The sequence below is a fragment of the Gemmobacter denitrificans genome (assembly GCF_036964905.1).
Classification (GTDB): Bacteria; Pseudomonadota; Alphaproteobacteria; order Rhodobacterales; family Rhodobacteraceae; genus Gemmobacter; species Gemmobacter denitrificans.
The window spans coordinates 209573-222586 of the sequence record NZ_JBALHR010000005.1; the positions used below are offsets into that span (position 1 = coordinate 209573).

Consider the following 13014-nt stretch of genomic DNA (forward strand, 5'->3'; position numbering starts at 1 on the left):
GTCAGAACCTCCCCGGTGGTGTGGCACGGCGGCGGGGGTGGTTGAAGAAGGGGCGTTCCACCACCCGGGCCTGCATCATCAGTTTTTCATAGTGCAGTTCACGCAAGGCATAGATTTCTGCCCAGATATTCCCGCCCGTGACATGGCGGGTCAGGATCTGGGCCATGGCGATGTTCTTCTTCAGTGCGGGCGACCAGATCGCGGCGGTGATGACGCCGACCTCGGTTTTCCGGTCATGATACAGGATCGCCCCTTCGGCCGAGATATTGCCGTCGATCTCCAGCCCTACAAAGCTCCATTTCGGGCCCTGATCCCGCTGGCCCATCAATGCCGTCTTGCCGGTGAAATGCCCCTTGTCCCAGTCGATCATCCAGCCCAGCCCCATTTCCAGCGGGCTGCGCAGGCGGTCTTCACGAAGGCAGGCATCGGCGGGCACAAAATCCAGCCCGGTGATGATCAACCCCGCCTCGATCCGCGCCATGTTCAGCGCTTCCGATCCGATAGGGCGGATGCCATGCAGCTGCCCCGCATCGAACAGAATATCCCACAGACGAAGCGCCTGATCGGGGATTGTCCAGAGTTCATAGCCCAGATCGCCGGTAAATCCGGTGCGCGACACCATCAGACGGCCTTCGCCAAAGCCGTATTCGGCCATGCGGAAAGGTTTCAACGCACTGACATCGAACCCGGCCAGACGCAGCACCTCGACCGAAGTCGGCCCTTGCAACGACAGGGCGGCGATCTGTTCGGTTTCTTCGGTCACGGTCACGTCAAATCCGAAGGCGCTGTCTTCCAGCCAGTTCAGATGCCGTTCCTGACAGCACAGGCGATAGCGGTCCGGGGCCAGCCGGAACAGGGTGCCATCATCCAGAAGATGGCCCGCGTCATTCACCCATGCGGTATATTGCACAGACCCGACCGACAGTTTCGCCACATTGCGCAGCGTCAGCCGCTGCAGGTATGCGGTCGCGTCCGGCCCCTCGATCCGGTATTTGATCATCGGGCAAAGATCATAGACCGTCGCCGTATTCCGGATGGCCGAATGTTCCATCGACAGGTCGTCATAGGTCAGGACTGTCGTGTACCCCCCCCAGTTGCCCCAGGACCAAAGCTTGTTCGCCGCCTCGGTCCGCGGGTGGAAGGGGGTCTTCATCAGCGGCTGTTCGAAATGCCGCAAGGTGCTGTGCAGGGTCATTCTGCGGCCTCCATCGCAAGGGCGGCGTTCCATCCCGGGGTGCCGGAAATACCCCCGCCAGGATGGCACCCGGCAGAGGCCAGCCAGAGACCGGGCAGCGGCCCCCGGTATTGCGCGATCCCCGGCAAGGGCCGCAGGAACAGCATCTGTTCGACCGAAAGTTCCCCTGCATGCCATTGCCCGCCCGGCAGGCCATACCGGTCTTCGATATCATAGGGCATCAGCAGGTCGGCGCGTTCCACCAGCCCGGCCAGGCCCGGGGCATGACGGTCCAGTTGCGCCAGGCAGGCAGCCAGCATTTCAGCGCGGGCGGCATCACGATCTGCCGGGGCATGGGGGGCGAATTGGGCGATGACCGACAGGTGGTGCCTGCCATCGGCACGCGGTTCATGCGCGGTGGGAATGACGATTTCCAGCCCCGGATGGGAGGGAACCTTGCCATACTTCACCGGGTTGAAGGAGCGTTCGACATCATGTTCCGAACCGGCGATCACCAGTCGATCCTGCAGGTTGGCCCCCATGAAATCGGGGATGCCGCGCAGGGTCAGGTGAAGCCTCGCAGCCCCTCCCCGCGCCTTTTGATGCCGCATCCGGGTGACCAGACCCGCATCCAGATGGCGGGCACCGATCAGCGAAAGCAGGGTGGTCCTGGGCGCAAGGGATGACACGACCCGCGCAGCGCGGAGTTCCTCGCCCCCTTGCAAGACGACGCCCACCACCTTTTCGCCTTCCACAAGGATGCGCGCCACCCGCGCCTTGCAGCGCAGCGTCACACCAGCCGCCGTCACGGCCCTGACCATGGCCTCGGTGATGGCACCCATGCCGCCCTTGGGCAGGCCGTGTGCAGCTTGCACTCCCGCCGTTTCCCCCGACAGGCGCACAAGCCAAGGCAGCAGCGAATTGGGCGATCGCGGCCCCAGCCAGCCCCCCAGGGTCGCCTCAAAGGCCAGCGCACCTTTCAGGCGTGGATCGGTCAGTTCATCATCCAGAACATCATGGACATTGGTCAAAAGGATGCGGCCAAGTTCGCGAAACTCGGCGCCCCCCATCATCCGGGCCTTCAGCCCGATCATGGCCAGCTTGACCATCGGGTTGCCGACATTGCGGGCCAGACGTGGCGGAGCCATGTGGTTCAGCGGGGCCAGAACAGCGGCAAAGCGCAACAGCCGGGCGCGAAGGGCGGTCCATGCGGCCCGATCCGTCTCGGGCAGGTCACCGGTCACCCGATCCCCCTGCAGCCGCAGGTGTCGGCCGTCCGGCGACACAACCGTGGTCGCCAGATCGCGGCTGGCCCATGTCAGGCCATGGCGGGCCAGGTCCATCGCCTTTTCCACACGGGGATCAAGGTTATAGGACAGATGGGCCAGCCCTGCCCCGCCCCCCGGGGCATCGCCTGCCTCCAGAAGCAACACCGAAACGCCGCGCGACGCCAGCCGATGTGCCGCCGCCAGCCCGTTGGGCCCGGCCCCGATGACGATTGTGTCAAATGATGGCATAGGCATCGCTCATGTCTTTGGCGGGATGTTTCATGTCGCGCAGGATCTCTGCCGCCGCGTTGCGGCCCGGTGCCCCCATGACCCCGCCCCCCGGATGGGTGGACGAGCCACAGATCCACAGATCGCGGATCGGGCTGCGGTAATTGGCGTATCCCGGCACGGGGCGGTTGAAGAACATCTGATCGAAGGTCAGTTCACCCTGAAAGATATTGCCCTCGGACAAGCCGACCTCGGCTTCCAGTTCGCGCGGGGTGCGCACCTCCACATGCAGGACTTTCGATTTGAACCCCGGCGCATAGGCTTCGATCTGGTCCAGACAGGCGTCGCGGAACCCATCGCGATCGGCATCGGTCCAGTCGCGCCCTTCGATCTTTGGCGGGGCATATTGCACGAAGCAGGACATGAAATGCTTGCCCGGCGGCGTCATCGTCGGGTCGATCAGCGTGGGGATCATCACATCCTGAAACGGATTGCGGCTGTAATGACCGGCCTTCCAGTCGTCATAGGCGGCCTCCATCTTCTCGATGGTATCGGTGAAGTGCAGGTCACCCTTGATGTTTGGCGCCCCCTTGGGCAGCGCGGTGAATTCCGGCAGCCCATCCAGAGCGATGTTCAGCTTGCCTGATGACCCGCGGGTCTTGAAGGTCTGCACCCGCTTCAGGAACTCGCCCGGAAGCTCTTTCTGATCGACGTGTTTCAGGAAGGTCCGCCGGACATCCATGTTCGACACGACCCGGGCAGCGCGATATTCGCGGCCGTTCTCCAGCACGACGCCCACCGCGCGGCCATTCCTGACCAGCACCTGTTCAACCCCCGATCCGGTAATGATCTCGCCCCCGGCTGCCTGCAAGGAAGCGGTCAGCGCCTTGGTGATGCCACCCATGCCCCCGCGCGAATAGCCCCATGACCCGACATTGCCATCCACATCACCCATGGCGTGATGGAGCAAAACATATGCGGTGCCGGGCGACATCGGCCCCAGCGCGGTGCCGATGATGGAACCGACTGCCTGATAGGCCTTCATCGCGGGATTTTCGAAGTACTCGTCCAGAAAATCCGCGATCGACATGGTCCAGAAGCGCAGCATGTCATAGATCTGCGCCTCGGACTGGCCGGTGATCTGCTTGCCCAGCCAGGCCAGTTCCATCAGGTCGCGCGGCCGGAACGACGCCAGATCCGGCGGCGTGCGCATCAGCATGGGGCGGATCAGACGGCAGTTGCGCAGGATGTCACGGGTGTAGCGGTCATAGGCTTCGGCATCGCGGCGCGAATGGCGGGCAAATTCGCGCCGGTTGGCCTCATGGTCGCGGAACATGCCCAGATAGCCGCCAGTTTCAGTGAACAGCGCGCCCCCTTCATAGGGCAGGATCTGCAAGCCATGTTTTGGCAGTTCCAGATCGCGCATGATCTCGGGGCGGAACAGGCTACTGACATATGAGCAGTTGGAATAGGTGAACCCCGGGAAAAGTTCGCGGGAAACGGCAGCGCCGCCTATCCAGTCGTTCTTTTCGACAACCAGAACCTTCAACCCAGCCCGGGCCAGATAACAGGCTGTCACCAGCCCGTTATGCCCCGCGCCGATGATCAGCGCGTCATGGGTCATTCGGTCATGACCCCATGTTCCAGCACCAGATCGACGGCACGCTCCACCGCATTGAGCGTATCTGTCAGGCAGGACGGATCCTTGCCATGCGCTTCGCAAATGAACCAGGGTTCGCGGCTGTCGGGTTCCACGATGATGTTCAGATCATGCAGGTAATGCGCCATCGTGTCGTAGAAACTGTAATCCGACGTTTTCCACGCGCGGTAATTGTTCGGCGGGGTTTCGGCAAAGAACAGGCCAAACATCGACGGATGGCCGGTATAGGAATGCACGATGTTGCGGGCATCCAAGATCTTCGAAATCCCCGCCTTCAGGCTTTCGCCGTAATTCGCGATCGTCTCCAGCGCATCGGTTTCATCCAGAATGCGCAGGGTTTCTTCGGCAGCGGCGAGCGAGACGGAATGCGCCGTATAGGTGCCGCCATGCGAAGCGCCGCCATAGCGGAAGTGGCGCATCACCTCTTCGCGCCCGGCCACAACCGATATCGGATAGCCATTGGCCACCGCCTTGGCGAATGTGGTGATGTCGGGCGTCACCCCCATGAGGCCCTGGATGCCGGATTTGCCAACCCGGAAGCCGGATTTCACCTCGTCGATGATCAACATCACGCCATATTTGGTGCAAAGCTCGCGCGCCAGACGCACATATTCGACCTCGGCCATGATCGAACAGCAATTGCCCTGAATCGGTTCGATCAGCATGGCGGCCAGCTTGTCGCCATGTTTCTTGAACATGTCTTCCAGACGTTCGTAATTGTTCATCGGCGTGATATGCGCCAACTGCTTCACCGTCGGCGGGATGCCCTTGCCATAGGGCACCAGCTCAGGGTCCTGGTTCGAGCCCAGATCCCATTCATCCATGTTCGACATCCACATGGCCGCATCGAACAGCCCGTGATAGCCGCCTTCGACCAGCAGGTACTGCTCACGCCCGGTATAGGCGCGTGCCAGCCGCAGCGCCGCCATCACAGCTTCGGTGCCGGAATTGGAAAACCGAACCAGTTCGGCTGCCGGAACCATTCTTGAAATGCGGTCGGCCACGATCAGTTCGCGTTCAGTGGACAGCGCGAAAACCCCGCCCACCTCCATGCCTTTGCTGGCTGCGGCATCCACCCGGTCATCGGCATACCCAAGGATCGCCGGACCGTAGCCCAACCGGTAATCGACATAGTTGTTCCCGTCGATATCCCATGTCCGGCCGCCCTTGCCATGGTGGACATAGATGGTCCGATCATCGCCCCAATAGCGGAAGGTGGATGACACGCCCAAAGGCAGGCGCTTCAAAGCGCGCTGAAACTGGGCGTTGGATTTGTCGAGATTGCGCTTGGGCAAGGCAGTCATGGGATCAACTCTACTGTTGTGATGCCCAAGGCTGGCACGCCACTGACTGAGTTGTCAATCAGATTTCTTTCATTGTAGGCTGCGGTGGAAGCGGTATGAAGTTCTGGCCCCAGCCATGGAGAACCCGGTGAACAGCCCCGAGCCTGTCGCATCCCCCACCCCGCGCACGCTCAGCCGCGATACGCGGCGAACCCAGGTGATCGAAGCCACGATTCAGGCTCTGGCCGAGCGCGGCTTTTCGCGCTTTACCCTGACGGATGTGGCCAAGCGTGCGGGCATCAGCCACGGGCTTGTGCTGTTTCACTTCCAGTCCAAGGAAAATCTGCTGGCCGAAACGCTGGATTTCCTGGCCGAGGAATACCGGTCCAACTGGCAAGAGGCGCTGGAAAGCGCAGGCGATGCCCCCGAAGCCCGGCTTCTGGCCATGGTTCGCGCCGATTTCACCGACAAGCTCTGCACCCCGGAACGGCTGGCGGCGTGGTGCGCCTATTGGGGGGAAATCCAGAGCCGCCCGCTCTATCAATCCCGCTGCGCCGCCAATGATGCGTTGTTTCATGACACGCTGGTCGCGCTTTGCACCCAGATGAACGCGGCCTATGGCTATACGCATAGCCCGGAACAGGCCGCCCGGTTGATCCGCGTTCTGGCCGACGGAATCTGGCTGGATCTGATGTCGGTCGAAGGTGCACATTCGGTGCCAGATGCGCTGGAAATCATGATGCTCGGGGTGCGCGGTCTGTTTCCTCGCCATTTCTGATTCAGCTTAGGCCCTCTGCAAAGACCCTTGCGCCCGCCCGGATCCGCCCTTGTCGCTGACTCGGGCCGGATGGTTTGCTTGTTTAATCTGCGCCGGGGCCGCATAACGATCTGCGTCAAGGACGACACAGGACAAAAGCCGCCCTGCGCGCAGCTTTGCAGCGGGCTTGACCGGGTATCGGAAATAAGTTAGTCATGCCTAACAAACAAACGGATGTTTCCACGCTGCAAGACAGCCTCAGACGCCTGCAATGGCATATGTGGCATCTCTGGCGCCTTGAGGCCCAGAAAAGCGGCAGCATGGAACTGACCTCGGTCGAACATGATTACCTCGATGTCGTGGCGCGGCACCCCGAGGGATTGCGGCTGACCGATCTGGCAGAACGCATGAAGGTCAGCAAGGCCTCTGCCAGTGCGATGGCGGCGAAGCTTGAAGCGCGCGGATACCTGGAACGGGGTCCGGCACTGGAAGATCGCCGCGCCAGTCTTTTGCGTGCAACGCCAAAGACCATCGCACTGGAGACCGAGGAAAACGCCGTGCACGCAAGGGCTGCCGCCAGCCTCGCCGCCGCGCTGAGCGACGAGGAACGCAGGCAGTTTGAACTCTTACTGGGCAAAGCCTGTCGGGGGCTCGACTCCGCCTGACGGGTGGAGATCGACATGAATACGCAGTCCCTGACCCGGACCTTCTGGTCCTATACAATTCCTTCGATCGCGGCGCTGATGGTCAGCGGCCTTTATGCGGTGGTGGACGGGATGTTCATTGGCCATGCGATGGGCTCTGACGGGCTGGCGGCGCTGAACCTGTCATGGCCGCTGGCCGGTACGCTTTGGGCCGTGGCGATGCTGGTCGGCATGGGCGGCGGCGCCGAATTGTCGATGGCGCGGGGGGCACAAGATACAACGCGGCAGGCTGTCACCCTGACGATGACCCTGCTGCTGATGCTTGGGCTTGGTGCGGGCAGCGGGGCACTGATCCTGCTTGGCAGCGCGTCTTTCCTGACCGCGCAGGGCACAGGGCAGCCACTGCTGGATCATGGGCTTGATTATCTGGCCGTGCAGGGGTGGTTCGCCCCGGTTCTTGTCGCGGGCATGGCCCTGCCGCTGATCCTGCGCAATCTCGGCGCGCCGGGCATGGCGACGGCGGCAATGCTGGCCGGTGCAGTGCTGAACGGGCTGTTCAACTGGATTCTGGTGATCCGCCTCGATCTCGGGCTCGCCGGGGCAGCCCTGTCCACTGTGATGGCCGAAACCGTCGTGATCGCGATCTGTCTTGGCATGATGGCCCGCTTGGGTGCATTACGCTTGCTGATCAGGCCGACCCTGCGCGAAGGTCTGGCCCGGGTGCGCGCCATCTGCGCAACCGGCACCTCATCCATGATCATGGCGCTCTATGTCAGCTTTGTCTTCGTGCTGCACAATGTTCTGTTCCTGAAACATGGCGGGCCTGTCACTTTGGCGGCCTATGCGATTTCCGGCTATGTCATGGCGTTCTTTTACTATTTCGCCGAGGGCGTCGCAGGCGGGATGCAACCCTTGGCCAGCTATTTTCACGGTGCGCGCGACCGGGTGACTGTGACACGGGTGCTGAAATTGGCATTGCTGACGGGCGTGGGCGGTGGTGCGGCCATGACGGCGCTGGTTGTGGCCTTCCCAACCACCGTGGCCCGGGCCTTTGCCGCGGGCGATAGCGCACTTGTGGCCGAAACTGCCTGGGGTTTGCGACTGCAGCTTTGGGCGATGGTCCTGGACGGTTTCATCATTCTGGCAGCCACCTGGTTTCAATCGGTGGGTCAGGCGCGCACGGCAACTGGCATCACCCTCGCCAATATGGGCATTCAACTGCCCTTCCTGTTTTTCCTGCCGCAGTTTCTGGGGGTCAACGGTGTCTGGCTGGCAATGCCCGTGTCGAATGTGGCTTTGTCGCTTGGCGTGCTCTGGCTGCTCTGGAGGGCGCAGCGCGGCACCTTTGCCCGCGCCGCCGTTCTGGCCCGCCGCGCCCAAGCCACGGCCATGGGGCAACCCTCACCCCAAGCCTGCTAACCGCCCCTCCTTGGCACATGGCAACCTTCCTGGAACCCGAAATGTAGCAACCGCTGCAGTGGGTCCCAGAAGGGCGGGGCTGTCTACGCCCTACCCCAAGCCTCGGACATGGCGACCTTCATCGCCTCGGCAGGATCGCGATCCGCCCATGCAACCAATTGAAAGGCAGGATAGAACCGTTCACAGCAGGTGATCGCATCCGAAATCATGCGGTTCAACTGCCCTGCCCCGGCCACCGCGCCCCCGGCCAGAATGAGGCCATAGCGCCAAACCATCAGCTTTTGTTCTGACCAGAAGCTGAACGCCCCTGACCAGACCTGATCGTTTACCCGGTTCAGCAAATCGCAAAGTGCCGCTTGCCGCATTTCCGGCGGCTCCATCTCAAATGTACAGATCAGTCGCAGGGTCTCATCCTGTGGCGACCAGGACAGGGTAATCGCATAACTGCGCCACAACCCCTCGACTGCCATGGCGATTTGGTCATCCGTGACACGATCGAATTCCCACTGGTGATCCGATGCGAGAGACTCTACCAGATCGATCGGGTGATGGTCGTCGCCGATCCAGAACTCTTGCGCGATCGCCATGACAGTGCCTCTTGATCTGGCCGAAAGTGGCCTGACATCCACAAGCAGCGGGGGTACAGCCCAAACACAGTGGACCAATACCATCCGTTTACTAGATGTTGATACGACTTCGGAAGCCTGTAAAGCGGTATGTGGTGAAATCTTCTGTGCATAAGTTGCAATTGCTGTTGTTTGTAGCGTGACACGCAAACTTGCAGAGTTTGACACAAGAACTTGCAGCAGAACGGTTTTGCAGAAGGCAGCTTAGGAACTGCTTCTGTGCACCACCTCGGCTGTTCTTCGCAACATGCTTGGGCAGACCTGGGGCCACCCCGCCTCGCGCCATTCTGGCACTCTCAATTTATGGTCTGGCTCGACCGGCAGCGTGAGTGGGCGCTACCTCGCCCTGTCGGTCCTGAAAGGGAGGCAAATGGACCGTCTCTGCAACGGCAAGAACGAGATCCAGACCTCTAAAGAGCAGACCTTGGCCACGAAGACAGCAGTAGGCTCCGAAACCAACTCCCTTCTTCCATCGCAAACCACGGCGCGATATCTACTGCAATGTGCCTTCTTGCTGGGAGATTTGGATGTACCTACAACGTCTCGAATTAAGGAATACAGGTCCCATCGAGGAAGCGAGTGTCGAATGCCGCTTCAATGATGATGGCACTCCAAAGCCAATTGTCTTTGTGGGGCGGAATGGTTCCGGAAAGAGCATTGCAACCGCACACGTTGTTAGCGCATTGATTGCAGCGCATGGAGCAGTGTTTGAGGATTCCGATGTTGAGGCTGGCAAAGTATACAAACTTAGAAGCCCTTTTTACGTACGAAATGGTGCGGAGTTTTCTCTCGGAGAAGTATACTTCTCCGATGATTATTTTGTTTCGGAGGCTCAGTTCTTAAAGTCTAAAAAAGACTATGCGGAACCTTTTCCAAACTACGGAAAGTGGGACGAGGTCGATCCCAGCTCGATGTCGCATTATACGTCTAACTTTCGTCAGCGTCCCGCAATGCTGAAAGAGGCCTTAAATAATGCTACGCATTTGTTCTTTCCTCCAAACAGGTTTGAGGAACCGGCTTGGCTTAATGATCTCAATCTCCGCAATAAAGTGAGTTATGGGTCTCTCAAGAATTTCGATACCTTTTCGAACCGACCGGTCGTAAATTATGCACCAATGCGCAATCTGCAGAGTTGGCTACTAGATCTCATATACGATAGCTATGCGATTGAAAGAAAGAGCCGTATATCGCAGCCGCCTGCAGCTTTCGGATATACATGGGTACCAAAAGTTATTGAGACACGAGAAGGGCGTGCTTCTCGGATTCTAGACTCCATCTCGCATTTCTTGACTGCTCTACTTGGGAAGCAAGGCACTGTGACTTGGAGCGTAGGCGCAAGAAATAATCGCCAAATTGGAATTTTAATTGATAACCAATTGGTCACTCAAAATTTGTTTCAGCTCTCAACTGGGCAAGCAGTCTTGCTGGATTTGTTTTTGACGATTATCAGGGATTTCGATCTAAGCCATGCGCCGCTGAACCAGCTGAGTGATATTGAGGGTATAGTGGTAATCGATGAAATCGATCTTCACCTACATACAGACATTCAACACGATATCTTGCCAAATCTGATCGGTCTATTTCCAAGAGTGCAGTTTATCCTCACAACACATTCTCCGTTGTTTTTGATTGGCATGGAGAAAGCATTTGCGGTTGATGGGTTTCAAATCATTGAATTGCCAAGTGGTAAAGAGATTGAGGTTGAACGTTTCTCTGAGTTTGAAGTCGCATACGAGCGCATGAGAGAGAGCGCGCGCTTTGAAGAAGAGGTTCGCAGCAAGGTGGAGGCCAGCCAGAAACCGATGCTGTATGTGGAAGGCATGACTGACATAGATTATTTGAACAAAGCAGCTGAGCTGTTGGGCAGGCACGCAATAATAAATCGGTTTGAATTGGTTGACGCAGTTGGTGTGCCCCACCTGAATATGATTTGGAAAACCTATAGTTCACATCTGGGTACCACACTCCGTCAGAAGTGGGTCCTTTTATATGATTGCGACGCGGACAAACCTGCGGACAACAATGGGAAATTGTTTCGCCGAACCATCCCAAAACAAGAGAGCAGGATCACTTCGGGCATCGAGAACCTGTTCACAGAAGCAACGATTAAGCGAGCAATAGCTCACAAGGCAGCATTCATAGACATCATTGGTGAGCATGAAGCCTTGGAGCGAGGAGTGCGTACTATGGTACCAGAAACGTGGAAAATCAACAAGGATGAGAAACGTAATCTTTGTGACTGGCTCTGTAAACACGGAAACCAAGATGATTTCCAGAGGTTCGGTGAGGTGTTTGATATTTTAGAAGGAGTCTTGTCTTTTGGGGAGTAGCCGACTCAAAGTAAAATTTACTGAGGTGATTGGTAGCGACTTTCCAAGGACAGTCGGAGTCTTGAGATCGCAATGACTATAAGCATCGCGTCTACCGCTTGTATCTGTTCTGTCGATCGGTAGCGCTTCACAATTCGGGTTCTGTGAGTTCAGCCCAACAAGTATGTCGCAGTCACGGCGAGTGTCCGGGAAACGGGCCGCGACTGCGACATAAAAATTGAGGTTGAACGGCAGCTATGGGCCGTCATTTTGCTGTCATCAAGATTTTAAAGCTGCTCCAACTCAAAGTTGGCTGGAAACCGACGAGGGTGTCTTGGCGATCCATCTTTGTTGATTTGGACACGGAAAACGGCAGCAGGCTGGCAAGCTGCGACGGCTTCGTTAGCATAGTTTCTCCACGCCGGATTATTCCGCAACCCACCGTAGGCAAAGACAACACGATTAGCATGACGCGCGCATCTTGCTATGTGACAGATGTTGTGCGGCGAGCGCTCTTCGCCGTTCGGCAGCTGGCCTGGGTCAGTTGCTCGGTAGTCCATTACATTCAGCAGCATGAGTTTACCAAAGCCCAGACGTCGGGAATGAGCCGTCAATTTTCGTGAGGTGGCGTCGTCGCTCGTGTTGGTCGCTGACGATGGGTTCATGCAAAGCCACATGATGATCGGGCCCTGGGCCCATGCTCGGCTCAGATAAGGTCGAAAATTACCACAGTCGGAAAAATAGGCGGACCCGCGCACGTCCATTGCCAAATCGTATGTTTCGCCTAAGTGGCGCTGGCAAATTGGGTTTCCTCTTAACATGGCATACGTTCCTATCGCTAAGCCTGCTTGAACAATACACTTGACTCGGAGACGGTTGGAAGGACCGTTTCGCAGACTGCCACCGCTGCAACAGGACCTCCAACCGAGCGTCAGAATCGACTGATGCCGCTAGCCCGTTTTGAGGCTGAATGCGCCCGGATCGGCAATATCAGCGACCCGCGCCTGTTTCTGCAATTCCTACGCAATGCGGGCGAGGTCTTCTGGCGCGAGGGATGCTTCGACAACCAGATCATCCTCGATCAGGCCTGGGTGCTCGAAGCGGTCTATACAATCTTCAACCGAGAAAATTGCGTCACCATCCTGACGCAGGCTGCTGGGCGCTTCGGCGCCGCCCTGCTTGATGCAGTGGTCTGGGGTCCTGCTGGCTACTCCCCGGCCGATCAGAAGCTGTTCCTGGAATTCATGGTCTCATCCGGCATTTGCTTCGCCATCCGTGCTGCCAGTGGCATGCTCTACATCGCCCCAGACTTTCTTCCGGCGGATGATGTCGATCAACCCACAGTCACCATCGACCGCAGCGCGACGCGGTGTCTTCAGTTTGACAGCCTGCCACCGCTCTTGATGCGCAATCTGATCTCGCGCGTAGGGAATGAGGCTGGAGCCCATGGCCGCTATTGGCGCAACGGTGTGCACTTCTTCGATTCAAAACTGGGCAGCCGTGTGCTGATCGAACAGTCATGCAGCCACCAATGGCGAGGGGAAATTCGGATCTCCACCGAAGGGGGGGATGCGCAGAAAGCCATGGAAGCCGCGATCACTGCAGTCGTCGCGGAAGCACAACGCCTCGGGGTGTCCCCAAAGGGC

Annotated in this window: 11 protein-coding genes; 5 read left to right on the forward strand and 6 right to left on the reverse strand. The window is 58.6% G+C overall.

Annotated elements, in window-relative coordinates:
* Position 1: 1 nt before the first annotated feature.
* Genes V6590_RS11180 through V6590_RS11195 form a run of 4 tightly spaced genes read right to left on the reverse strand, consistent with a single transcriptional unit; the run spans position 2 to position 5634 of the window.
* Positions 2–1195 carry an aminomethyl transferase family protein gene (locus V6590_RS11180; RefSeq protein WP_335422912.1) on the reverse strand — a complete coding sequence of 398 codons (1194 nt, stop codon included), beginning with the start codon at positions 1193–1195 and terminating at the stop codon, positions 2–4.
* Positions 1192–2697 carry a phytoene desaturase family protein gene (locus V6590_RS11185; protein ID WP_335422914.1) on the reverse strand — a complete coding sequence of 502 codons (1506 nt, stop codon included), beginning with the start codon at positions 2695–2697 and terminating at the stop codon, positions 1192–1194. The genes V6590_RS11180 and V6590_RS11185 overlap by 4 nt, the downstream gene beginning before the upstream one ends.
* A complete protein-coding gene (locus tag V6590_RS11190) occupies positions 2678–4294 on the reverse strand; it encodes a phytoene desaturase family protein (protein ID WP_335422916.1) in 1617 nt (538 codons plus the stop codon). Before V6590_RS11190 ends, V6590_RS11185 begins: the two co-directional genes overlap by 20 nt.
* Positions 4291–5634: an aspartate aminotransferase family protein gene (locus V6590_RS11195; protein WP_335422918.1), complete on the reverse strand. Its 1344-nt coding sequence runs from the start codon at positions 5632–5634 to the stop codon at positions 4291–4293. The genes V6590_RS11190 and V6590_RS11195 overlap by 4 nt, the downstream gene beginning before the upstream one ends.
* A 127-nt stretch (positions 5635–5761) precedes the next feature.
* Between V6590_RS11195 and V6590_RS11200 the strand changes: the two genes are divergently transcribed.
* The 3 genes from V6590_RS11200 to V6590_RS11210 all read left to right on the forward strand — a co-directional run bounded on the left by V6590_RS11200 (position 5762) and on the right by V6590_RS11210 (position 8433).
* Positions 5762–6391, forward strand: a complete 630-nt coding sequence (locus V6590_RS11200; RefSeq protein ID WP_335422920.1) for a TetR family transcriptional regulator — start codon at positions 5762–5764, stop codon at positions 6389–6391.
* 299 nt (positions 6392–6690) lie between these two features.
* Positions 6691–7035 (forward strand): MarR family transcriptional regulator, encoded by a 345-nt coding sequence (locus V6590_RS11205; RefSeq protein WP_335422923.1) that lies wholly within the window; start codon positions 6691–6693, stop codon positions 7033–7035.
* A 15-nt stretch (positions 7036–7050) separates the two neighbouring features.
* Positions 7051–8433, forward strand: a complete 1383-nt coding sequence (locus V6590_RS11210; RefSeq protein WP_335422924.1) for an MATE family efflux transporter — start codon at positions 7051–7053, stop codon at positions 8431–8433.
* Between the two features lie 83 nt (positions 8434–8516).
* Here V6590_RS11210 and V6590_RS11215 read toward each other — a convergent pair whose 3' ends face one another.
* Positions 8517–9020, reverse strand: coding sequence for a type III secretion system chaperone family protein (locus V6590_RS11215; protein ID WP_335422925.1), 504 nt, complete (start codon positions 9018–9020; stop codon positions 8517–8519).
* A 566-nt stretch (positions 9021–9586) separates the two neighbouring features.
* On the opposite strand from V6590_RS11215, the gene V6590_RS11220 reads away from it, so the two are divergent.
* The gene (locus tag V6590_RS11220) at positions 9587–11389 is read left to right on the forward strand and encodes an AAA family ATPase (protein ID WP_335422927.1); all 1803 of its coding nucleotides are present in this window, start codon (positions 9587–9589) and stop codon (positions 11387–11389) included.
* A 266-nt stretch (positions 11390–11655) separates the two neighbouring features.
* Here V6590_RS11220 and V6590_RS20885 read toward each other — a convergent pair whose 3' ends face one another.
* On the reverse strand, positions 11656–12189 hold the full coding sequence (locus V6590_RS20885) for a DUF1643 domain-containing protein (RefSeq protein ID WP_350339895.1): 534 nt from the start codon (positions 12187–12189) through the stop codon (positions 11656–11658).
* Between the two features lie 27 nt (positions 12190–12216).
* Between V6590_RS20885 and V6590_RS11225 the strand changes: the two genes are divergently transcribed.
* On the forward strand, positions 12217–13014 hold a 798-nt coding region (locus V6590_RS11225), incomplete at its 3' end, for a COR domain-containing protein (RefSeq protein ID WP_335422930.1).